This is a genomic window from Paenibacillus sp. FSL H7-0350, from assembly GCF_038593195.1.
Classification (GTDB): Bacteria; Bacillota; Bacilli; order Paenibacillales; family Paenibacillaceae; genus Paenibacillus_AQ.
The window spans coordinates 1,619,058-1,641,425 of record NZ_CP151972.1; the positions used below are offsets into that span (position 1 = coordinate 1,619,058).

Annotated in this window: 20 protein-coding genes; 7 read left to right on the plus strand and 13 right to left on the minus strand. The window is 51.3% G+C overall.

The features are described from left to right. Positions 1-28 precede the first annotated feature (28 nt). Both NYE24_RS07630 and NYE24_RS07635 read left to right on the plus strand, forming a co-directional pair. Positions 29-1,876 carry an ABC transporter ATP-binding protein gene (locus tag NYE24_RS07630; protein ID WP_342478415.1) on the plus strand — a complete coding sequence of 616 codons (1,848 nt, stop codon included), beginning with the start codon at positions 29-31 and terminating at the stop codon, positions 1,874-1,876. Next, on the plus strand, positions 1,866-3,701 hold the full coding sequence (locus tag NYE24_RS07635) for an ABC transporter ATP-binding protein (protein ID WP_342478416.1): 1,836 nt from the start codon (positions 1,866-1,868) through the stop codon (positions 3,699-3,701). The genes NYE24_RS07630 and NYE24_RS07635 overlap by 11 nt, the downstream gene beginning before the upstream one ends. A 33-nt stretch (positions 3,702-3,734) precedes the next feature. Here NYE24_RS07635 and NYE24_RS07640 read toward each other — a convergent pair whose 3' ends face one another. From NYE24_RS07640 to NYE24_RS07650, 3 genes are all read right to left on the minus strand, one after another. Then, complete coding sequence (locus NYE24_RS07640; protein ID WP_235218571.1) at positions 3,735-4,421, minus strand: hypothetical protein; 687 nt, start codon at positions 4,419-4,421, stop codon at positions 3,735-3,737. Positions 4,422-4,721: 300 nt separating this feature from the next. Continuing rightward, positions 4,722-5,276 (minus strand): hypothetical protein, encoded by a 555-nt coding sequence (locus NYE24_RS07645; protein ID WP_076156857.1) that lies wholly within the window; start codon positions 5,274-5,276, stop codon positions 4,722-4,724. A 107-nt stretch (positions 5,277-5,383) separates the two neighbouring features. Then, a complete protein-coding gene (locus NYE24_RS07650) occupies positions 5,384-5,926 on the minus strand; it encodes a GNAT family protein (RefSeq protein WP_036700872.1) in 543 nt (180 codons plus the stop codon). Between the two features lie 317 nt (positions 5,927-6,243). On the opposite strand from NYE24_RS07650, the gene NYE24_RS07655 reads away from it, so the two are divergent. Continuing rightward, positions 6,244-6,807 (plus strand): hypothetical protein, encoded by a 564-nt coding sequence (locus NYE24_RS07655; RefSeq protein WP_235218570.1) that lies wholly within the window; start codon positions 6,244-6,246, stop codon positions 6,805-6,807. A 175-nt stretch (positions 6,808-6,982) separates the two neighbouring features. Further along, the gene (locus NYE24_RS07660) at positions 6,983-7,930 is read left to right on the plus strand and encodes a serine hydrolase (protein ID WP_036700869.1); all 948 of its coding nucleotides are present in this window, start codon (positions 6,983-6,985) and stop codon (positions 7,928-7,930) included. On the opposite strand, the gene NYE24_RS07665 is transcribed toward NYE24_RS07660, so the two are convergent. The 6 genes from NYE24_RS07665 to NYE24_RS07690 form a co-directional block, all read right to left on the minus strand. Beyond that, entirely contained in the window at positions 7,923-8,996 is a 1,074-nt protein-coding gene (locus NYE24_RS07665; RefSeq protein ID WP_342478417.1) for an endospore germination permease, read from the minus strand. The genes NYE24_RS07660 and NYE24_RS07665 overlap by 8 nt on opposite strands. A 35-nt stretch (positions 8,997-9,031) precedes the next feature. After that, complete coding sequence (locus tag NYE24_RS07670) at positions 9,032-9,256, minus strand: hypothetical protein (protein ID WP_342478418.1); 225 nt, start codon at positions 9,254-9,256, stop codon at positions 9,032-9,034. Further along, on the minus strand, positions 9,253-10,455 hold the full coding sequence (locus NYE24_RS07675) for a Ger(x)C family spore germination protein (RefSeq protein ID WP_342478419.1): 1,203 nt from the start codon (positions 10,453-10,455) through the stop codon (positions 9,253-9,255). The genes NYE24_RS07670 and NYE24_RS07675 overlap by 4 nt, the downstream gene beginning before the upstream one ends. A gap of 2 nt (positions 10,456-10,457) precedes the next feature. After that, a complete protein-coding gene (locus NYE24_RS07680; RefSeq protein WP_342478420.1) occupies positions 10,458-11,957 on the minus strand; it encodes a spore germination protein in 1,500 nt (499 codons plus the stop codon). 395 nt (positions 11,958-12,352) lie between these two features. Next, complete coding sequence (locus NYE24_RS07685) at positions 12,353-12,535, minus strand: hypothetical protein (RefSeq protein ID WP_036700859.1); 183 nt, start codon at positions 12,533-12,535, stop codon at positions 12,353-12,355. A gap of 379 nt (positions 12,536-12,914) precedes the next feature. Beyond that, positions 12,915-13,673 carry a CPBP family intramembrane glutamic endopeptidase gene (locus NYE24_RS07690; protein WP_342478421.1) on the minus strand — a complete coding sequence of 253 codons (759 nt, stop codon included), beginning with the start codon at positions 13,671-13,673 and terminating at the stop codon, positions 12,915-12,917. Between the two features lie 162 nt (positions 13,674-13,835). On the opposite strand from NYE24_RS07690, the gene NYE24_RS07695 reads away from it, so the two are divergent. Then, entirely contained in the window at positions 13,836-14,204 is a 369-nt protein-coding gene (locus NYE24_RS07695; RefSeq protein WP_076156834.1) for a hypothetical protein, read from the plus strand. A 449-nt stretch (positions 14,205-14,653) separates the two neighbouring features. Here NYE24_RS07695 and NYE24_RS07700 read toward each other — a convergent pair whose 3' ends face one another. The 3 genes from NYE24_RS07700 to NYE24_RS07710 are packed head-to-tail and all read right to left on the minus strand — an operon-like array spanning position 14,654 to position 18,702. Continuing rightward, positions 14,654-16,648: a chemotaxis protein CheA gene (locus tag NYE24_RS07700; protein WP_235218569.1), complete on the minus strand. Its 1,995-nt coding sequence runs from the start codon at positions 16,646-16,648 to the stop codon at positions 14,654-14,656. A 15-nt stretch (positions 16,649-16,663) separates the two neighbouring features. Beyond that, the gene (locus NYE24_RS07705) at positions 16,664-17,089 is read right to left on the minus strand and encodes a chemotaxis protein CheW (RefSeq protein ID WP_036700854.1); all 426 of its coding nucleotides are present in this window, start codon (positions 17,087-17,089) and stop codon (positions 16,664-16,666) included. A gap of 23 nt (positions 17,090-17,112) precedes the next feature. After that, complete coding sequence (locus tag NYE24_RS07710; RefSeq protein WP_036700853.1) at positions 17,113-18,702, minus strand: methyl-accepting chemotaxis protein; 1,590 nt, start codon at positions 18,700-18,702, stop codon at positions 17,113-17,115. A 307-nt stretch (positions 18,703-19,009) separates the two neighbouring features. Between NYE24_RS07710 and NYE24_RS07715 the strand changes: the two genes are divergently transcribed. Together NYE24_RS07715 and NYE24_RS07720 are read left to right on the plus strand one after the other, a co-directional pair. After that, the gene (locus NYE24_RS07715; RefSeq protein ID WP_342478422.1) at positions 19,010-20,347 is read left to right on the plus strand and encodes a glycoside-pentoside-hexuronide (GPH):cation symporter; all 1,338 of its coding nucleotides are present in this window, start codon (positions 19,010-19,012) and stop codon (positions 20,345-20,347) included. A 369-nt stretch (positions 20,348-20,716) separates the two neighbouring features. Continuing rightward, the gene (locus NYE24_RS07720; protein ID WP_341025789.1) at positions 20,717-21,472 is read left to right on the plus strand and encodes a PIG-L deacetylase family protein; all 756 of its coding nucleotides are present in this window, start codon (positions 20,717-20,719) and stop codon (positions 21,470-21,472) included. Between the two features lie 65 nt (positions 21,473-21,537). On the opposite strand, the gene NYE24_RS07725 is transcribed toward NYE24_RS07720, so the two are convergent. Then, positions 21,538-22,368: a GNAT family N-acetyltransferase gene (locus tag NYE24_RS07725; protein WP_076156820.1), complete on the minus strand. Its 831-nt coding sequence runs from the start codon at positions 22,366-22,368 to the stop codon at positions 21,538-21,540.

Below are 22,368 nucleotides of genomic sequence, written 5' to 3' on the forward strand. Positions count from 1 at the left end.
ACTCAATTATTAACTGGAGGGGTTCCCCTTGAATCGGACCACTAATACCGGAGCAGTACCACTAGATAAACAGCCCGCCGCTGCCCAGAATATCTTTATCCGTTTGCTGAAGCTAGGCAAACCTTATACTGGCTGGTATATCATCCTTTGTTTTTTTGCAGCCATCACCTCACTTACAAGCGTAGGTATTGCTGAAATTCTACGGCGTATTATTAATGCGGCTACACACCATGACACTTCCGGTCTTGCAGCCGCGATGACTTTTGCCGTTGTCATTATAGTTATCGATGCTGGAGTCCACTTTCTGAATACCTATCTCTCAGGACTGCTGGAGATCAAATCCACCTCCAGGCTTCAGGTCTCCCTGCTGACAAGATTAATGAACATTCAGATGAAAGAGCTAGACCGTTATCATTCCGCCGATCTGATCAGCCGGATGAACGATTCTGCGCCAGCCGCCCAGCAAGGAATTAACAGGAAGACCATCGAACTGATCAGCAATCTATTGCAAATCGCTTTTCTGCTGACTTATCTTCTGTCTCTGCAGTTTGTTCTAACCCTAGGTACTATACTTATCTGTTCGCTAGTCCCGCTGGTCATGCTCCCCTTTACCTCCAGGCTTCGCAGGATGAATGAGCAGCGCCAGAGTATTGAGAGTGAACAACAGGCATTCGTTCAAGATTCGATACAGGGCGCAGAGGTCGTGCGTGCTTTCTCCCTTGCTTCCCGCCTGCTAGGGCAGTTCAACCATAGAGTCCGTCAGTTTAACACTGTTCATTTGTCAGTATCACGGGTTGAAGCCGTAGGATACAATATGCCTCTGGCTGTTACCCTCGGCGGATTGCTCTATGTTCTATCTTATGGTGGCTATCTGGTAGTCGGAGGCCGGCTTGATGTAGGGGCCGTTGCCGCTTTTCTTATCTGTTTTGAGCAAATTTCTAACCCGATATCCAAGCTTGCCAATCTATGGACTGAATTACAAGCTTCACTGGCACAAGGTAAACGTTTATTTGAGATTATGGATCTGCCCTTGGAAGGTGAGAGCCCGGCTAATACAGACGCTGCAGAACAGCACTCTGAAGCATGGACTGAAGATAATCAGCCTGTAGCCGGTCAGCTGCCCCTTATATTCCGTAATATCACCTTCGGGTACGGACAACACAACGTATTAGCCGGCATCCATCTGCGGATTGAGCCCGGAAAGGTAACTGCCTTTGCAGGTGCGAGCGGCAGCGGCAAAAGCACCATTCTTCAGCTAATGCTTGCAGCTTATGTGCCTGATGGAGGGAGCATTCATCATGGCGGCATGCCTTTACATACGATTCCACCGCATAGCTGGCGCAGACATATCGCCTACGTATCCCAGGAGCCTTATCTATTCTCCGGTACGCTATACGAGAATATTGCCTGGGGACGACCCAGGGCATCCCGTGAAGAAGTTATATCCGCTGCCAATAATGCGGGTATTCACGAGTTCATTATGGGAACTCCCCTGCAATATGAGACGATCATCGGTGAAAGGGGGCTTACTTTATCAGGAGGTGAACGTCAGCGGCTATCCATTGCCCGGGCCTTCGTCCGCGAACCGGGGCTGTTGCTGCTTGATGAGCCTACTGCTGCCCTTGACAGCCATAATGAGGAGGTTGTTCAGCAGGCTTTGCAGGTGCTGATGATGAACCGGACCACGGTGGTGATTGCTCACCGGCTGTCAACCATCAGGCATGCGGATCATATTTACTTCATGGAAGCAGGAGCGATTGCTGAACAAGGGACACATGGAGAACTGATGGCCATGCAGGGCAAGTACCACGCTATGGCCCAGGCAGGTGTCCAGACAGAGGCAATTGCCGGAGGAGGATTACAAAATGAATGCTAATTTATCTTCAACTGGGCGAATCCGGCTTCGGGAAGCGCTCAAGCGGCTACTCCCTTATATCAAGCCATACCGGCTCGGATTTCTGACAGCTGTAGTATTGCTCACAGCCAAGCTTGCTCTGGATGTAGGGTTTGCAACGATTCAGCAGGTTTTCATTGATACTATTAACAATACCGATATGCAGTCCTTGACAAGGATAACCGTCATTTGTTCTCTGGCTTGTCTAGTGACTATCATCTGTCTTATGCTGCAGCATTACCTCCGCTTCACCGTTCACAGCCGTATGTCCTGGGATTTCCGGGCAAAGCTCTTTGACACCAGTCACCGGCTGCCCTATAGCCAGCTGCAAGCTATGCACTCCGGCGATCTGACCTCGCGTAATACTAAGGATGCGGGAACAGCCATGGGAATGATCAGTAGTCTGGTTTACGATCTGGGTTATAATCTATTGCTCTGCTTGGTAGCATTTCTGTATTTAGCCAGTATGGATGTATGGCTCGCACTGCTTGCCCTTGGCACGGGACCCGTGGTCTTTCTGTCAGGACGTTTCTTTGACCGCAGACTACGCAAGCTGTTCACGCAGATCTATGCCCAGGAAGCTCTGTTACGGGGAATTCTGCAGGAGACTACCCAAGGGATGAAGGTCGTCCGTTCATTTTCACTGGAGAATATGCTGCTGAGCAGGTATGCCACTGAACGCAGAAAGCTGAACCAGCTTCAAAAGCAAAGAACCTTGCTGAATGCCCTGCTCTGGCATTCTTCCGCTTTCATCAACAACGCTGTAATGATCGGCTGTGCTGTACTTATTGCAAGATCAGCGATGCGGGGAGAGACCACGGCAGGTGAAGTGCTTGCCTTCATCCTCCTGATGGGACGAGTTCAATGGCCGTTCGTCGAAATGTCGCAGACCTGGGGCGGGGTACAGGAATCACTCGGTGCAGCTGATCGTGTATTTGAAGTTCTTGATGCTGCTTTGGAAGGAGAAGCATACAGCGGCCGCTTCTCTTCCCCTGGAGAAGTTGCCACTACTGAGGGAAATGTATTAAGAATACAAGGGCTGTGCTATAGCTTCGCTGGGCCTCAGTCCAAGGAGAAGACCGGCTTATCTGAGATTAATCTCCAGCTACAGCATGGCGAGACCGTCGCTGTTGTCGGACCCAGCGGCTCGGGTAAAACAACGCTGGTGCGATTATGCTGCGGACTGTACGAACCGCAAGCCGGCAGTATTAGTGTGTGCGGTAATGACATAAACGGTCAGCTGGAAGAGGCCCGCCGGATGATCTCCTATGTGCCGCAGAACCCCTGCTTATTCTCCGGCAGTATCCGGGAGAATATTGCATTCAGCGCAGCTGAGGCAAGTGACGGGGAGATACGAGAAGCCGCCCGGTTGGCAGGTGCAGATGAATTTATCATGCGCCTGCCGGAAGGCTATGACACAATGATTGGTGAACATGGCTCCTCCTTATCCGGTGGTCAAAGGCAACGCCTGGCCATCGCCAGAGCATTCCTGCGTAATGCACCGCTCCTGCTGCTGGATGAAGCTACATCAGCACTTGATAATGAGTCCGAACGGCTGGTGCAGCAATCACTCGAACGGCTAATGACAGACAGAACCACCCTCGTGATAGCCCACAGACTGTCAACGGTACGGGATGCCTCACGGATTATAGTTCTTGACCAGGGGACAATCGCCGAGGAAGGGACTCATGATGAACTTCTGGAGCGAAACGGACTCTATGCTGAACTCTACCATCTACAATTCAGCTCTTTAGAGGCTGGAACCATGGGATCGGCACTACTAACGGAATCACTTACTGCAGGATGACTTGGAGTCTATCGACATTCCTCCTTCGGAAATTTATCTATTTACCGGGGGCACAATTGTCCCGCTCCCCCGGACATCTGTAATAACCTTGGTTGCGATTATTTTCCCGGCCTGATCCAGTCCTTCGATCTCGAACGGAACGCCCGCCGTCGCCGGTTGAAAAGCGAACCAGATCATCCGGCCGGAAGCCGCTGTAATCAGCTTCGCTTCGGATTTGTCCGTCCCGGCTTCCTTCTGCTGAACAACGATCTGCTTAATGGCTGGGTCCAGCACCTCTCCGAATACCATAGGAAACGGCGTGGAGACCTGCTCTATTTCAGGCACCCTCATATAATTCATAGCCGCTGGGGAAGGAGCTTCGCCCTGTCCATACCCTGCTCCCCAGACCCATTTCCATCCAAGCCAGGTTTTGCGGACATACTCTACCTGAAGATCGCCGCCTTCTTGCTGGCCTGACCGGGTAAGGAACACAAGCTCTCCCCTGCCGACAGTCTCCTCATGTACCACCGTCATGGAATCCGACTCACGGAACAACCGCACCGCTTCCTCCGGACTGCCGCCAAGCGGAATCTGGAGGGTCTGCTTCAGCCCTAAGGATTGCGACATCCGCCGGTCAGACCAGCCGCCTGGTTTTTCATACATATATAATAAGATATAGAGTACCGCTACCGAAGCAAGAATCACTCCGGCTGCTATCCCCCATCTACGGGTAGTTTTCATCTCTTTATACATCCCCAATCCCAAGTGTTTACGCTTACAAAGGCTTCCATCTAACTATAGAATATTTCCGGTCAGATTACAAAATTACCCCTGCAGCAAGCTGTAAACATATATTTATTCATCAAGTGGAAACGGCTTTGCCGTCCCTTTAAAGGACGGTACCGTTTCGGCGAGAAATAGAAGGATAATGTATAGCTTGAAACATATACATTCTTATATTTGCAAAAAGCCAGCAGACCAGGCTCCAAGTGGGCCTTCATCTGCTGGCTTATGTCATTCACATTTATGCTATGAATGATATTATTTAACTTCAGTAGCTCCGGTTACTTTACCTTCAAGTACAGCCGTTGCCTTTACATCTTCGCTGGAGAAATACAGGTTGCCGTCGATAGTAGCATCCTTGTACACGTTGAAGCCGTTAGCTTCTACGTAGACATCACCTTTGATCGTACCGCCTTGAACGCGGAAGTTCTCGCTCTGTACAGTTACTTTCGGTGCTGTAAGAGTGTAAGTAGCTGTAACTTTGTGGTCTGCATCCTGTGCGTACAGGGCCAGCTTACGGTAGATTGGCTTTGCTGTATCGTTCTTGTCGTGGAATTCGCCTGCTACCACTACATCCTTGTCCACAGTCAGATCATTCAGAATAGCAACGATCCAGGTTCCCTTGTCGCTTACTGCACTAATGAAAGCATCTGCCTGGTTCACGATTGAAGCGGAGGTAACTGCATCTGTCTGCTCTGTTGCTGGTGCAGTTGTTGCTGCTGCCCCTTTGTCTGCATTGTTTTTATCCGATCCACAACCCGACAACAAAGCTACCGATACGCCTGCTACTACTAATACTTTAAATAATTTCATTTTAATTCCCCCTGTTTCTTTAAGTTAATCTTATTATATATTAAAATTTTATGAATACAACGTGATAATTTTCACGAAATTGTGTCTTTTTTCACAAACATTCATATTTACTCTTTCAAAGTATCCTCCCACTCCTCTCTAAGCAGCCCCATCCGGATAGAATCATAGAATATTCCGTTATAATATCGGCATTTTCTCAGCCTGGCCTCCATTGTCATACCCAGCTTCATTCCTGCTTTCATCATGCGCTCATTCCCGGACCAGGTGGTATAGCCGACACGGACGAGCGGAAGGGTAGTGAATAAATGGCTGATCCACAGCTTGAGCGCTCTAGTCCCGTAACCGCTGCTCCAAAAAGCAGGATCATAGATGTCAATCCCCATCTCCAGCCAGTATGACGGCTCATGCTCCCAGTAGTAGCTGACGTCGCCTATAATAACACCCTCTACTTCTATAACCCAATTGTTCCCACATCCAATAATTTCGGCTCGCTTCCCGTAATACGTCTCCCATGTAACCCGCTTATGTTCATAATAAGGCGCATCCCATTTCTTCCATTCCGGCGCTTCCTCTTTATAAGCGAGCTCCCACAGCCTGGGCAGATCCCCTTCAGCTATTGGACGTATCCGCAATTCATGATCCTGAACCATAAATCTCCTCCGCTCCTGTATGCCTGACGTACTTCTTATAATAACTGACTATGGCAAGCCGCGGCTGGTAATAAATGTGTATAAACAAATTGGACTTCCCGGCGTCAGATTGAGATAATACAGGGGAATTCATCAAAGGTGGTGTACGCAGATGCCAGCAACCTGGACATTTCATGCAAGCAGAATCAGAGTATCCCTTACTGTTAACTAATCATCTACAGGGGGAATGAACAATGAGAATGTCTGACCGGTTAATAAAACAATATTTGAAGCACGTATACTGGATTTGCGGCGGACCTTGCGGGGGGAAAAGTACTATGGCCGGGCTAATCTCCACTAAGCGGGGAATGAACTACTATTCATCTGATGATCATGCGTTTGAATATAAGCAACTCGCTAATCCGCAGGACCATCCGGCCATTCTAAGGTATTTCGTCAATTGGGAATGGTATTTCCTCGGGCAAGGCAATGACAGGAATCAATGGCTGGTCTCGGCAGCGGAAGAAAGTGTAGAATTCATCCTGCTGGAGCTGCTACAGATGGGCAACAGCAAGCCTATAATCATTGATACAGATATTGCTCCAGAGTTTCTTCGGGGGATTGCCGATGATAACCGGATCGTATACTTATATGCAGAGGATGAACTCATCCACAGGGATTATTTCAACCGTGATCATGTGCGGGGAATGCTGGATCTCTTCCCGGCCCTCTCAGACCCGGAACGCGCTAAGCGCGAGACTATGGATGGAATTATTGCGAATAGCCGCAAATCTTTACAGCAAGCACGACAGCAGCATGTCCAGTATTATATACGAAATGCCCAGACCACTACCGAAGAGATGCTTGCCAGAATTGAGACACATTTCGGTTTAGAACAGTAGAGGGAGTTGGGGGCGGCCTAACTGCACTTTGTTACTCCATTCGTGGTAAACCAGACGTCTGAGTTGTACCAATTACACTTAAAGCTCCAACATGTCCCGCATAATCTTTCGGCGCACGGCCACCATTCACTCGGTGGTCGTGCCTATATATGTATATGCAGAAAGGATAATCCCAATGAACCTGTCCACCCTATCCGCCTCACTTGCACCCCTGAATCTTCGCAGCTGTCTGATTCAGCAGCAAGGCAGGCTGATCTTCGAGCATTATAGAGATCAGCGCACAGCCTCCGAGCTGGCCAAGATCAACTCCTGCACCAAGAGCATCCTCTCCGCGCTGATCTGCATCGCCATAGACCAGGGGCTGCTGCCCGGCCCTTCGGCCCCGCTAAGCGGCTTTTTCCCGCAGGTTCTTCGCGATAAGGACGCACGGAAGCAGGACATTACGCTCGAGCAGCTGCTGACCATGTCCGCAGGCTTTCGCTGGACGGAGTTCGGCGGGGCCAACTCCTTCCCGAAGATGACCCGTACCCCGCATTGGGTGAATTATGTGCTGGAGCAGCCGCTTGCGGATGAGCCGGGCACCCGGATGGAATACAATTCTGGAATCTCGCAGTTACTGTCTTCGATTCTGGTACAAGCCACAGGACAGAGCACAGCCAGCTATGCCGAACAGGTTCTCTTCGGACCGCTCGGTATCCGGGACTATGACTGGGAATCGGACCCCCAGGGAATCCATACCGGCGGCTTCGGGCTGAAGCTGCGTCCGGCAGACCTGCTAAATTTTGGACAGCTCTATTTGCAGCAGGGAGTATGGAAGAATTCGCAGATCATATCCGGCAGTTGGGCCGTACGTTCGGTACAGCCAGTCATGCACACGGAGCCTCCCCGTCACGGGGGATACGGCTGGCACTGGTGGACAGATGCCCTGTCCCGCAGCACAGCAGCCGGAGAATTCAGTCTGGTAGACTACTATTACGCCCGCGGGTACGCCGGACAATTCATATATGTAGTGCCGGAGCTTCAGCTTATCGCTGTGCTGACCCAGGATAACAAGCGCGGGAAGAATAATCCTCCAGCGGATGTGTTCCGTGACTATATCGTGCCTTTATTGGGGTCTACTTAAGCCTGCTCCTGAGCTTGCTGGCAGCATACCATAATAGCGGACACAGCAGGTTGAAGAAGAATACATTGAGATACCAGACATCATTTAACTCGGCAATCACCGAGGGATTATCCCAGATATTCATCGCCAAGGGAATGGTGACCAAGGCCAGCGGAATCAGCAGTCCCTTGTATTGCTTAATTCCGAATAACTCAGCACAGCCATAGGCAGCGATGAAGAGGGTAAGAATCAGCCGGTAAAAAATAACGATGAACCAGATGACCGTGACTATGGTCTCAATCCGCTCATAGAATCCGCCTATCGTTACTGTCTTGGCCGCAAACTGGCTGACATAAGGCATGTTCGGCGGCAGGCTTTCGCCCAGCACCGCAATAATCAGCACCGTCAGCAGGAGCAGGGCGATACTGGTAATCCAGGTGCTGTGGACGAGCGCTTTTCGATAAGAAGCTTTGTCCTTGATGAAGGAAACCAGGAACAGGCTTAAGGCCACCTCGCTGCTCGGATAACTCAGGAACATAACCGTGCCCTGAAATACCGGCTGCACCCCCTTCTCAAAGACGGGCAGGAAGTTCGTCCATTCCGCACCGTGCAGCAGGGACAGTAAGAACAGCAATAGGAGGGCCATGGCAACCGGGAAAGTAATCTCAGCAGACCGGCCGACCGCAATAATACCTTTATACAGGCAATAGACCAAGGCGAACAGGATCAGGACATAGATCGCTGATGGCGGAGTCTCTACAAACAGGTCGTTGCTGGTAAAGTCGCCAAGGCTGCGGAGTGTCAAGATGAAGATGAGAAAAGGCACACAGAATATATACAGGGCCAGCATGATTTTACCGCCCGCCTTCCCCAGAACACGGCTTAGAAATTGCCCCAGGGTATCGCCGTTCATCTCGGAATACAGCGCCACAAATAACCGGATGATCAGCAGCTGAATCAGCATACCCAGCAGAATCGGCGCCCAGGAATCTTTACCGGACAATCCGATGATCATGGAAGGCAGCCCCAGCAAGGCACTTCCCCAATAATGCAGCGTCAGCAGCATCATTAACTGCCGGGAGCTCATCTGTACATCCCCTCCTTTGTTGAATCTACTTCCATTTAGCCTAGAATGTCCCATGGCTTCAAGAATTGCAGCAGGTTAATGAACGGCCGCAGCAGATCCGGAGTGAACCCGTCTTTGGCCGACACAATATTTAAGCCCAGTGCTAGCGCGTACAGAGCGTACACAAGCGTTCTCTCCCGGAGTCTGCCCCGTCTCTTGCGGTACCGGCTGAATTGCCACATCCATAACAGCACATTGATTGAGATTAGACAAGCATTCATGCGTCCGGTTCCTTTAATGGCGGATTTACGATTCTTCCTCGACCCTTAATGATGTATTCCACAACCACCTTCACATCCATCCTGCTGAATTTCTCATTCCATTGATCCTTCCATTTACTCCAGTACCGGGGATGCTTCTGATGAAATTTGTTGCCAAAGCCAAAGATATCTACGCCAAATTGGTTCTGCACATCCCTTATTCCAGTAGCAATTAGCGCCTCCGTCCGTACTATGGCCATCTCCTTCATCTTCCCCAGCGTCTCCCGGCTGTTCAAATCAAGGTTACACTCCACCTCACCCACATTAGCCTCAATTCTCACCTTGACAGTGGCCGAAGGCTCGTCGTTTCGCACTTCAGGCTTAATCGAGGTCTTGGCATCCAGTACCTCCATTACAAAATTTCCATCCAGGTCCGGACAATCCACCTTGCCTACAGTCGATTTAACCTTTCCGGTCACATAGTTGTAAGCCTTACTGTCCGATTCATTCAGCCAGCCGAGCAGAACATCATCCTTCATCACTCCGATGCCCCGGTACTCAAATTTGAGCGGGCTGTTAATGGAATCGACGTTTTCCTTCGTCTTTCCCTTCTCCAGATCCCCCACCAGATGCAGACCGGTCAATACGGCCTCCTGGCCGTCCAGATCGAACCATTTCATCAGATCAAGCAGACGTACCGCCGAGGTTGGTGCCCAGTTCCGCTGAGACCCATTAAGTGAATCATATAGATCTCTGGCCGGCAGCCGTTCCAGCGGGGTCATGATGGATAAGGCATCGTAAGCCGTCCCTTCCCGGACGATGGCCACATCGAAATCCGGCCGGACTTCGTGATCCCTGAACAGAAAATCCAGCGGCTTGCGGATGCCCTCCCTGGCCATGGCCTCGTCCAGCAGCAGCATGCTCAGATGGGATAGATATATCTTACGCGGCAGCATAGTGGTCAATTTGCGCAGAGCTTCCATAATCGTTGCTGACTCCGTAGCAACCACAAGGGCCGGAGGTCCTCCCGAACCACCGCTGCTGGCAGCCGCCAGACTGGGCGCGACAATCTGCACGGTTACCCGGTAGCCCTTGTCCGTACGATCAATGCCAAGACCGATGGCGACTGCCAAATCGCTAAGCTCTTTGCGGCTCCAGCAGCCCGTTAACGGCGTACTCATCAGGACCAGCACACAGATCAGGATTACCATCCTTCTCATGGCTAAGCCCCGTTCCTGGTGCGTTTATTCCGCGAACCGGACCAGTAAGGACTGCGGAAGACACCATCTCCCTGCTCGCTCTTCAAATAAGGCGCATAAGGCCGCATGTAAGGGACACCCGCAGACTCCAGGCTGCAGATATGCACAGTCAGAATGACGAACCCCACAGTGATCCCGTATATTCCGAAGGAAGCCGCCGCCCCCATGAATAGAAACCGGATGAGCCGGATGGGGATCGACATATTATAGGCCGGAATGACGAAGCTTGAAATTCCGGTGATCGCCACCACGATAACCATCCCTGCCGAGACAATTCCGGCGTCTACCGCCGCCTGCCCTACAATCAGAGTACCCACAATGGATACCGCCTGACCGATGTTACGGGGCATACGGATTCCGGCTTCACGTATGATTTCGAAGGTGATCTCCATGAGCGTGGCTTCAACAAAAGCCGGGAACGGCACGCCCTCGCGCTGAAACATAATGCTCAGCAGCAGCCGGGTAGGCAGCAGATCCTGATGGAAGGTTGTAATGGCAATGTATAGTCCGGGAGCAAAGATGCTGATAATTACAGCGGTAAGCCGCAAGATCCGAATCAGACTGGAGAACAGATAAGGCTGATAGCTGTCCTCCGCCGACTGGATGAAATCCAGGAACAGAGAGGGAATAATCATGACAAAGGGTGTCCCATCCACTATAATGGCAACTCTGCCTTCAGCCAGGCCTGCCGTGATGCTATCCGGCCGCTCCGTGTTCAGCACTGTCGGAAACACCGTGTATTTGTTGCTCTGCAGATACTCCTCGATGAATTCGCCTTCCAGGACAGTCTTCAGCCCGATCTGATCGAACATCTCCGTTATCCGGTTCAGCACCTGCTGATCGGCCAGCCCCTCGATATAGAGGATTGAAATATCCGTCTGCGTGACTTGCCCCACCGAACGGGTTACAATTCTCAGCCGCTCATCCTTCATCTTCCTGCGGATCATCGTAATATTAGTGCGCAGATCATCGGTGAAGCCTTCCTGCGGCCCACGAATCACCGTTTCCGTCTTGGTTTCATCAATATTCTTCTTCTCATAGCCCTGGATGGCAAGCGCAAGGGCCTCTTCGCAGCCATCAATCAACACGAGGACACAGCCGGATAAAATATCCTTGACCGCTCCGCTCAGGTCCCCAGCCGTTCTAACCTGTCCCGCACTCAGGATGTGGTTGCTGAAATAGTCCAGCAGGCTGTGCCCGTCCGGGGCGGGCGGTGCCGATTGAATCGCCGGAATAAATGACTCCTCCAGGACCTGGTTATTCACCATTCCGTCCAGGAAGATTAATTGAATGACGCATTCCTGCTGTGCATGGGTCCAATCCAGACGAAGCGAACGGACGCTTATATCCGAGCTGTTCCCCAGTCTGCGGCAGATCAGCTCCGTATTGATGTGAGCTTCCCGGCTCAGCTGCTGAGGATGCTCATTGTGCAAGTGACTGGGATGTTGTTCATGAAATTTCATGTGTGCCTCTCCCTGCTGCGTATCGGCATAGTTATGTAATCCAGTGTTGCCTAAGTTGGTTTATTTCAAAACCAAGCAGCAGCGGCTTTCCCATCAAAAAATCCCCTTCCCTCCGGGTAGGAGAGAAGGGGGTTTTTATGTACATACGCACAAATCCCCGCTGCCTATTGCTTAAGGCCCGGGGATTCATGTGTTGATTACGCTATTCAATTCAATCATTTCCTCCAAGTAACAAAAGCCATATCCCTGACATGGTGATTGTTCTCAATATCATGTTTCCTTCATGCTTCCGTGTTGCCCGTTCGCTCCATTTCGGAGTATTGCTCCATGTCCTGCATATGGGGTGGATTCCCGCGTACACGATTTCACGAAAAACGTTTTCACGGACGTTTTCCCTACTGTGATGAATCGCAGTTGTACGCTTCGCTAACCTTTTTCATTGGAATCACGCTCTTTCTTCCGCAAGAACCTTCTCTTGCTTGAATAATTAGCTTCGTTCTTCTTCCAATAAAGATTTGCTTCTTGGGTTCCCGCATACCCACGATCTGCCAGAAGATGTTATCATCCACCTTCTTCATCAGCAGCCGATTCCGGCATGCTTCGCTAACGCTAGTACATCGGGGCTCTCTCCTTTCCTTCATTCATTGCTAAATTTAGGAATGAGACCATCACCTGCGGTACCACTTGTAATGCTTGGGGCTCTTGTTGCTGTGGTTCCTGTGGTGATGTCTACATTATACCTCAGGAATGCTTAAATTTAAACTTTCAAAAACCTGCATATCCCCGCAGAATCTGCGATATTTCAGGAGAATTGTAAATAAAGTGCCTATCTCTATAAATTGCTTCGTTTACGGATTATTTACTCCAGTTAGCTGCTCATTATCATGTATGCGCTATCATTTTGTCAGAACAATACCGGCCAGACTGATGATTTTCTCTCCAGACAGGCCGGTGCATCTACAGAGTGAGACTATGATTTCTGGACTTGCGGCTTAATACCATGAGCAGATAAATTCCATAGAGGAGATACAGAATATTAAGAATAGAGACGATTAGTACCTCATGCTCCAGATTCTCATTGCTGACCATAGCCAGCGCATCGTAGATAAAGTGGAACGCGATCAGCGGAACAATATTCCGGCCTGTCTCCATTAGCAAGGCGAGCACACAACCCAGCAGCAGCGCATTGATAACCTGGAGAAGCGTATGTATAAGATTATTTCCGCCAAAGGCATTAGCCATATGTAGAACTCCGAAGAAGATGGATGAGAACACAATATAGAACAGAGGGCCTTTAGATCTAAGATAATTCCAGATCACTCCTCTAAAAATAGATTCCTCAGTGTAGCCCACCAGCAGCGTCATAATAACAATGCTGATCACTTCAGGCGCTCCAAGCTCGACATTGATTCCATTCATCAGCGGCTGGGCCACCGCAATTATGAGCAGCGGGATGTAGAACAGTACCGCTCTGGACGGCTTGGCCTCCAGCTTGCGGAAGCCGAAGCTGACGAGCGTGGAATCCTTTCTTTTCATATAGAGGGTTACAATAATACCCATAACCAGAAAGGCGCAGGCTTGGGCATTCCTTATCCCCATGTCGCCGAACTCCATAACCATGGATACAGCGGAGGCAACGGATACAGCCAGGGTCAGGACTACTCCCCATACCAGCGAGTAAACGATAGGACGTCCTTGTGCAGCAGTGTTCTTCATTTCTGATCTCCTTTATAGTAGACTAACGTATTGCCGCTTCAGGACAATAATGGATTAATTGTAAGCCATTTTGCGGAATTATACTATTATAATCTTCCAGTGGGCATCGCGGTCTGTACATGCTATAATCTCTCAATCCCACAATAAGAATGGAACAACAACATGAACAATCCTATCAAAATCTTCAAAGTGACCGTGCAGCTGGAAAAGGATGAATATGGCCTTGAGGTAAGCCATTGGCGGCTGCTGGTGGAAACGAACCGCTATTATGAGATCAAGCCGGAGAGCGGACCGGTAAAACGGATCTACAAAGAAAAACTGAATACGGTAGTGGATGACACCAAAACCTATACAGACGGCTTTCTGGCTTGTTCAGCGTTCTGTATAGAGGACCGTATTGATGATATGCATACTGAAATGCTGCATAAGCTGCAGGTTAAGATCAAGGCGTATATGGCTGAGCTTCATTTGAACCAGCAGGCCATCGAGCTGCAGTTCAAGAGCCCGGGGCCTATGAGTAACCGGAAGTAGACCTCTATAACCTTAGACTGTAACACAAGTGGAAACGGCTTTGCCGTCCTTTAATAAGACAGCACCGTTTCAGCGAGAAATAGAAGGATAAGTTATCGTGTGAAACATATAAATTCTTATATTTTCAAAAAAACCGGAAGGGCCGCAATACTTGCTGCGACTGTTCCGGTTTTTTGGCTTTGCTTATTCCCTTACAGCAGTCCTGCGTTCTTCATGGCGTGTTCCCAGCTTGGAAAATAATACAGCGCACTTCTCATCAGCTCGGGCTCCTGCTGCTTGATCTGCTTTTTGTTCATGTTGCCCCCACCAGATTGAAGCTGCTTGATCCTACTGATAACTTCATCTGAAGCCATTGTAATATCCAACTCTTCACCCCTTTCCGGTGTTTCTTTCCATATTTTTCACCATTACTGCCAGTTCTATACCAGCTTGCGGCACTCGGAAAGTAATCAGTGGCTAACGAGATAAGAGGCATCCAGAATCAGGGCGACCCGGCCGTTGCCCAGGATGGTTGCCCCGGACAGATGGTTCATCGTCCCCAGATACGCGCCCAGGGACTTGATGACGACCTCCTGGTTGCCGATGATTTCATCAACAGCGAACGCAGCGATCCGGTCAACAGATCTTACAATCACAAGCGGAATCGTCTTGGAGCGGCGCTCTGTACGCGGATAATGCAGCTTGTCTCTGAGCCAGGAGAGCGGAACAATCCGCCCGTGGTTGATAATCGCCTGCTCCCCTTGAACGACCTGAATCTCTTCGGGAGCGATCCGCACAATCTCGGCCACATTATACATCGGGAGGATCAGCACACGCCCGGAGACCTTGACCAGCAGTCCCTTGATAATGGCCAGTGTAAGCGGCAGGCGGATCGTAAACAGAGTGCCTGCCCCCGGCTCGGTCTGAATATCTATGATTCCGTTGAGACGTCCAATCTGACTGCGGACAATATCCATTCCCACGCCCCGCCCTGACACTTCACTGACTTCGGAGGCTGTGGAGAAGCCCGGCTCGAAGATCAGGCTAACGGCTTCCTGCGCGGTTAAGTACCCTGCCTGCTCTTCTGTAATGATCCCTTTGCTGAGCGCAGAGGCTGTAATCCGGGCGGCATCGATGCCCTGCCCATCATCCTCCAGGCGAATCACGACCTGATTCTCCTCATGAAAAGAAGTAAGCGTAATTCTGCCCTTCGGAGCCTTGCCCTGCTGCACACGCACCTCTGGACTCTCTATTCCGTGATCGGCGCTGTTACGGATCAAGTGGATTAGCGGATCACTTAGCTCTTCAATGATCATCCGGTCCAGCTCGGTCTCGCCTCCCTGAATCTGCAGTTCAATATCCTTGCCCAGCTTCTGGGCCAAATCCCTGACCAGCCGCGGAAAACGGTTAAACAGCTGATCCATCGGCAGCATCCGGGTCTTCATGACCCCTTCCTGAAGCTCTTTGATAATTCCGCCCATATGATCCGATATCGAGCCGATATCAGGCAGAACCTTGGCGGGATCAGTACGTTGTCCCGTAGCGCTCAGATCGGCCAGAGAGGTCTGCTCAATCAGCAGCTCTCCCACCAGATTCATTAAATGATCCAGCCGCTCCACACTCACCCGGACCGTTGACTGTACCTCATGGGATTTACCTTTGCCCGGAGCAGAGGACGAAGATTCAGCAGGCACCGGTTCGGCCGTAGTCTGGATGTCAGTCCCGGCAACAGGTGCGGGCACGAACGGTGTAATGACAATACTTTCGACATCTGTCTCCCCTGCCAGTTGCTCGGACACCTGCCGGATCTCGCGCGGGGAAGCAGCGACTACAGCAAATTGGCTGTAGCGGGCGTCTTCATCGGCTCCAGGCGCCGCCGGTGGCGCCAAGGCAGCAGCAATCACCGGCCCGCAGACCTCTTCCATACGCTGTAAGAGAATATAATGCCGGGCCGCCTTCATCTGGCAGTCCTCTCTCAAGGTGACTACAAGAGCCAGCAGCAAGTATCCTGCTGCCACAGCCTCATCCGCCTGAAGCAGCTCCGCTGCATTTAAGACCGGAAGCCGGACCGGCTGAAGTTCAGCCGGCTTATTAATCAGCGCTTTGATCTCCGCCACCACAGCGGAGCAATCTGTGAAGCCCTCTCCGCGAACATACTGAGTACGCAGCAGCTTCATCGCGTCCAGTGCCCGGAAGAGCGTATCAATCAGATTGCCGGTAATCTCCGGCTTCTTCTCCCGCACCCACTCGAGCGCATACTCCACCTCATGCGTGAGATCGCTCATCTCACGGAAGCCCATTGTGGAGGCTGAGCCCTTGATCGTATGGGCTGCACGGAAGATCGTCTGAATCAACTCAGCGGTTGGAGCATGCTCCAACGCAAGCAGGGACTGGTCGATCCGCTCTAATTGCTCGTTCAGCTCTTCTATGAATATATCGCGGTAAGCCGACAGTTCCATCATCATTGCTTGTTCCCCTTTTTACCCGCCCAATATTTCTTCGAGCTTCAGAATACCGATCAGCTGATCATCCCGCTGCCCCACTCCGTGGAACACCGCATCGCGGCTGCGGTTATGTCCGCCGGCCGGCGGATGAATCTCGGCGTACGTAGTCACCTTGTTCACCTTATCTACAATCAGTCCGACGAATTCCTCGCGGTAGTTGACCACAATAATTCTTGTGCTCCGGGTATACGGCTCATCAGCCATTCCCAGCAGATTGCGCAGGCTCATGACACAGACCACCTTGCCGCGCAGATTGACTACACCTTTGACTTCATTCCGGCTAAAGGGGATATCTGTAATACTGAGCATTTTGATAATCTCATGAATCTCTTCAATACGAATGGCACAGGTCTCGGCTCCTACCGCAAGCTCGATGTATTGTTCCTTCTGTAAGGATGACATGGCTTCACCTTCCGTCTATTGAATTAATGGGTCTTGAATGCGGCTGCCGATTGGGCCAGATCCTCAGACAGCAGGGCTAGAGCCTGGCAGGTTGTCGCCGTCTCCTCAGAAGCCGCTGCCGACTCCTCGCTGGAAGCCGCAATGGACTGAACCGAGTCCATTACTTCCGCAGCCTGGGCGGATTCCTCTTCGCAGGCGGCAGCAATCTCGTTAACCTTGAGTGCGGAGGTATTGACCATCTGAATAATTTGCTCGAAGGCCTGGCTGGTCATCGAGGCCTGCTCGACACTCTCAGCCACCGCCCGGACACTCTGCTTGGTATTCTCCTGGATGACCTTGATAATCTTTGTAATCTCCTTCGTGGCATCGCTGCTGCGTTCAGCAAGCTTGCGGACCTCGTCCGCCACCACGGCGAAGCCGCGTCCCTGTTCTCCGGCACGTGCCGCTTCAATCGCTGCGTTCAGGGCCAGGAGATTGGTCTGCTCGGCGATATCGTCGATCACTTCGATGATATCCCCGATTTTGCTGGAGTCGTCTTCAAGCTGCTTCATCTGGTGATTGACGCTCTGCATCCCCTGCAGCGAAGTCTCCACCACATATCCGCCTTCGCGGGCGGTCCGCACCGTATCATTGGACAGCTCTGCCGCTTCCTCAGCACTGGAGGCTACAGAATCAATCGCCAGCGACAGCTCCTTGAACAGCTCGGTGATATTGGTCGCCGCCGCCGACTGGTTCGTGCTGGTGCTGGCAATCTCCTGGGTGCTTGCTGAGATCTGTTCGGAAGAGGCCGCAACGCTCTGTGAATTCATCACAATCCCGTTGATTAATTCCTTCAGGTTATGAACCATCCGGTTGAGGGCTGTGGCAAGCTGTCCGACTTCATCCTTAGTTGATATATCCGCTTGCTGCGTCAGATTACCATTAGCCACTTCAGTAGCCACATGCAGCATCTGCATCAGGGGTCTGGAAATCGATCTTGCGATCAGGTAGCCGATTATAATACTAAGGATAACCGCCGCGATGACCACTGAGATCGTAAGGATGAACGCCGAGGAATACGCAGACTGTGAAAGGTTGTTTGCCGTCTCTGCCAGCTCAACGTTCACCTTGATCAGGCCATCCAGATTGTTCAGCACGGTCTGCCCCTGGACGGCCAACTGTGTGCTCACAAATGTATTGAAGGCAGCGACATCATCCTGCTCCGCCAGAACCAGCGCCTGCTCGAACAGCTTCTCATAGCCTGCATACTCCTGGTCAAAAGAGGCCAGCAGCTCAACTTCGCGGGGAGTCGTCGCCAGTGGACGGTAGTTATCCACCTTCCGGGTGATTTCCTCGCGGCCATCAGCAATTTTTTGTTTAAACTCAGCAATCTTCACCGTATCTGTTGTATTGCTCATATCACGGATATACACCCGGTTAAGCTGATAGCTAATCTGGGCGGCAGACAGATCTCTGACCGAGATCAGATTGTTGCTGTACATTTCTTTCATATTCTGATTGCTGGTGCGCAGGGATAAGACCGAATAGACTCCAAGTCCTGCCAGGATTAAAGAGACGATCAAAAAAGCGGTGACGATCTTTGTAGCTGTTTTCAAATTCCCGAACCATTTCATGTGGCTTCCCCCTGTGGTTACATCATAGCGTCCTTCTTGTCGGCGTTAATCTTACACTCCCCTATCAGCCGGCGGGACATCATTAGCTATATTTCGACATTTTATATCAAAAAATTTATATTCCAATTTGAGTTTTTCATATTTTTTTCATAAAACTCAGTTTAATCCTACCCTTTACAAATCGAAATCTTCACTATTCCGTAGTTTGATGCAGAATCCGCTTGACAGAACATAGAAATAAGTTATAAATAAACATAATTAGCAATTGATTCAATCCAATTTTATCCTCCGCGAAAAGAGGCCTGCCATGTCATCAAAAGTACCTGTGGCCGAAAAACTGGTGTTCTCAGGCGGTCTGCTGGGCCAGAATATGCTCTACAGCTTCATGTCGATGTACATCCTGTTCTTCTATACGGATCTGCTGGGAATTCCGGCAACCACCGCCAGTGTCATTCTGGTAGCAGCAAGCATTATCGATGCTTGTCTTGATCCGCTCATGGGCATGATTACCGATAAAACACGCTCCAGATGGGGGAAATTCCGGCCTTATCTGCTGTTTGCCCCTTGCCTGATCGCGCTGGCGACCATCCTCTGTTTCTGGGACTTCGGCGGTTCCCGGACGGTGACCCTTGTAATCGCTACCGTCTCGTATCTGCTCTGGGGAATGCTGTACACGGTCTGTGACACACCGCTCTGGGCCTTGTCATCCGTAGTCTCCACTGATCCGGGAGAACGGACCTTATTCGTCACATTGGGCAAAATCGGCGGAACACTCGGCGCGGTCGTTATCACCATCGGAGGTATCCAGCTTCTCCTCGCCTTCGGCGGTGAACGGAATACGCAGGCTTACCTGTACTCGGCAATCATTATCGGGGTCATCGCGGCGCTGTCGATTGTCCTGACCGGGATGCTCACCAAGGAACGGGTCGTCCCTTCCGCTGAGAAGATCTCATTCCGCCAGAACCTGCAAACGGTATACAAAAACAAGCCGCTGCTCACCCTACTCGCCTCTCTCTTGATTATCAACCTGGTGAACGGCATCCGGCAGAGTATTCAGCTCTATTATGTGGTCTATGTCTGGGGAGATGCGGGGTATGCCACACAGGTCGGGATCGCTCTGGTGGCCGGTATGCTGCTGGGGATGATCGCTACGCCGCCGCTGCTGCGCCGCTTCGCCAAAAAGAAGGTATTCATTATCTCCTGTATTCTGGGGAGTGTAGCCTGCATTCTGCCTTATCTGCTGGGTGACCATAACGTATTGAACACGCTAGTGTTCTTCGGGGTCAGCTTCTTCTTCTCCGGCATGACAACGATTGCCAGTACCTCAATGCTGCTCGATACGATTGATTATTCGGAATGGAAGCTGGGCTTCCGGGGCGAGGGCATTGTGTTCTCCACGAACACCTTCATTACCAAGTTCAGCGGAGCGGTGTCGCGGATGATTATTGGAGCCAGTCTCGGTCTGCTCAGCTACGTGGAGAATCAGCCGGCGACTCCGCAGCTCCAGCACGGCCTTAGTTTCGTGATGTTCCTGTTGCCTGCTCTCTGCTTCCTGGCCGCTATTCTGCCGATTCTGTTCTACAATATAACGGAGAAGCAGCGGGTGCAGATCCTGAGCGATCTGAATCATAGCCGGTCCCTGTAGTGGGGCTGGTGGGGAGATGAGCGGATGGAGGAGAGATGATGGCGGGGATTTACTTTTCCCTGATTGAATCGTTCATGGTCAGGGGTGCGGCTGGGTGTAACGGACTCAGCTGCGCTTATTTCTGCCAAAAGGCAAGATTGGAGCAAGTAAGGGACTACGGCCCTTATTGCCGGATTTTCCGCGCCATAACATTGATTATGGAGCAAATAAGGGCGCCTTAGTCCGCAAGGCAACCAAATAAGTCTGTTTCTTGTAAATAACGGCTTCCGGTCCATAAGGAGTAGGCCCGGTTGAGTAATTTCTCTTCATCCAACCTTTAGAGGGACTAACTATACCCTTGCCACAGATTAATAGGGAGGTATTTGGATTATGGATATATCCACACTAGCAGCGTTGATGTCTCCTCCAGATCTTAGCGGGTGCCGGACGGTATTATGCATACAGCCGCACCCGGACGATAATGAGGTAGGCATCGGCGGCACCATTGCCTCATTCGCGCAGCAGGGCTGCGAGATTCATTATCTTACCGTCACGAACGGAGATCTGGGCGCGCTGGATGAGCAGTTGTCTTCCGCCGGTATCGCCGCCATCCGAGCAAGCGAACTAGAAGCAGCCGGGAGATTGCTGGGAGCGACAGTTTTCCACCAATTGGACCATGGCGACGGAACACTGGAGCATATCCCCGCCCTCGCGGGCGAGATTGCCGAGATCATCCGGACGGTCCAGCCGGATGCGATACTGTGTCCTGATCCTTGGCTGAGCTATGAGGCGCATTATGATCATATCGTTACAGGCAGAGCCGCAGCCCAGGCTGTCTTGTCTTCCGGGCTTCCCCTGTATCCGAGGGGTACCCTTACCCGGCCATGGCAGCCGAAGGCCATCGGCTTCTACTTCACCGCTGAGCCTAATACGGTCATCGACATTACGGACCACTTCGAGCGCAAGTTCGCGGCCATGGCCCTGCACGTCAGCCAGTTCAATGAAGAGCAGCTCGCCATGTACCGGATCTATTTCGGCGAGCAAGGCCGCCAGCTGGCCGAAGGCAGAGGCTTTGGGCTGGGTGAAGGGCTGAAGGTGCTGTCACCGCTGCACCTGCATTGCTTTGTGGATGCACGGCGGATTTGACGATTTTCCCATTTAATGCAAAAGAGCAGCAATCCCCCATCCATAAGGGGAGTTGCTGCTCTTTGTTAGGCGGGAAGCTCGGCCAAACGGTAGTAGGGTATGTTCAATAGCGGCTTGAAGCCCAGCTTTTGCGCCAGTCTGTAAGAGCCCACATTCTCTTGGCGGCAGCCCCACACCGGCTCCAGTCCCTGCTCCAGACAGTAGTCAATTAACTTGCAGCACACTGAGAAGGCAAAATGATTTCCCCGGTGACCCGGTGCCGATTCAATTCCAATCTCCAGTTGATTCGTTGTCCGGTAAGCCGAGAATGCGCTGGAGGCCTGCTCTCCCTCCCACCATAAAGTGTATCCTTTGCCTGAAGCCAGGAAGCGCTCTGCGTCAAGCCAGAAATACCTGGGAATCACTGCACCCTCCTGCTCGCCGAATCCTTCTCCGTCCATCTGGACAATCTCCGCATCCTGCCGGAACCATTGCGCCTTCGCACGGTTATAGACCTCCGGTTCGAACGTAAAATTCACCCGGGTCTGTATGTACATTCTGCGTGAATCCGCCGCATCAAGCCGTGAATTATGCTCAGTAAGCATTGCTTCAATCAGCGGGTCCCAGCCCCCTGCCGGATCAGCCTGCAGCCATTCTGCTGAATGCCGGTGCCCCGTCTTGTTCGTAATATAGTCCGACAAGCTCCGGTTAAACTCCTCATTCACCGAATCCCCATAGACCAGCGACATCCCGTATTCATGAGCCACGTAGAAGGTACGGGGGTTATGGAGCGAGTCCACATACACACTACCTGTCGTCTGCCCGCTCAGAACGCCTTCAGCGAACAGGGTGTTAATCTTCACTTCCTTTAACAGCGTCCAGGCAAGGGCGTAATCCCGGCTATCTAGCTTCAGCAT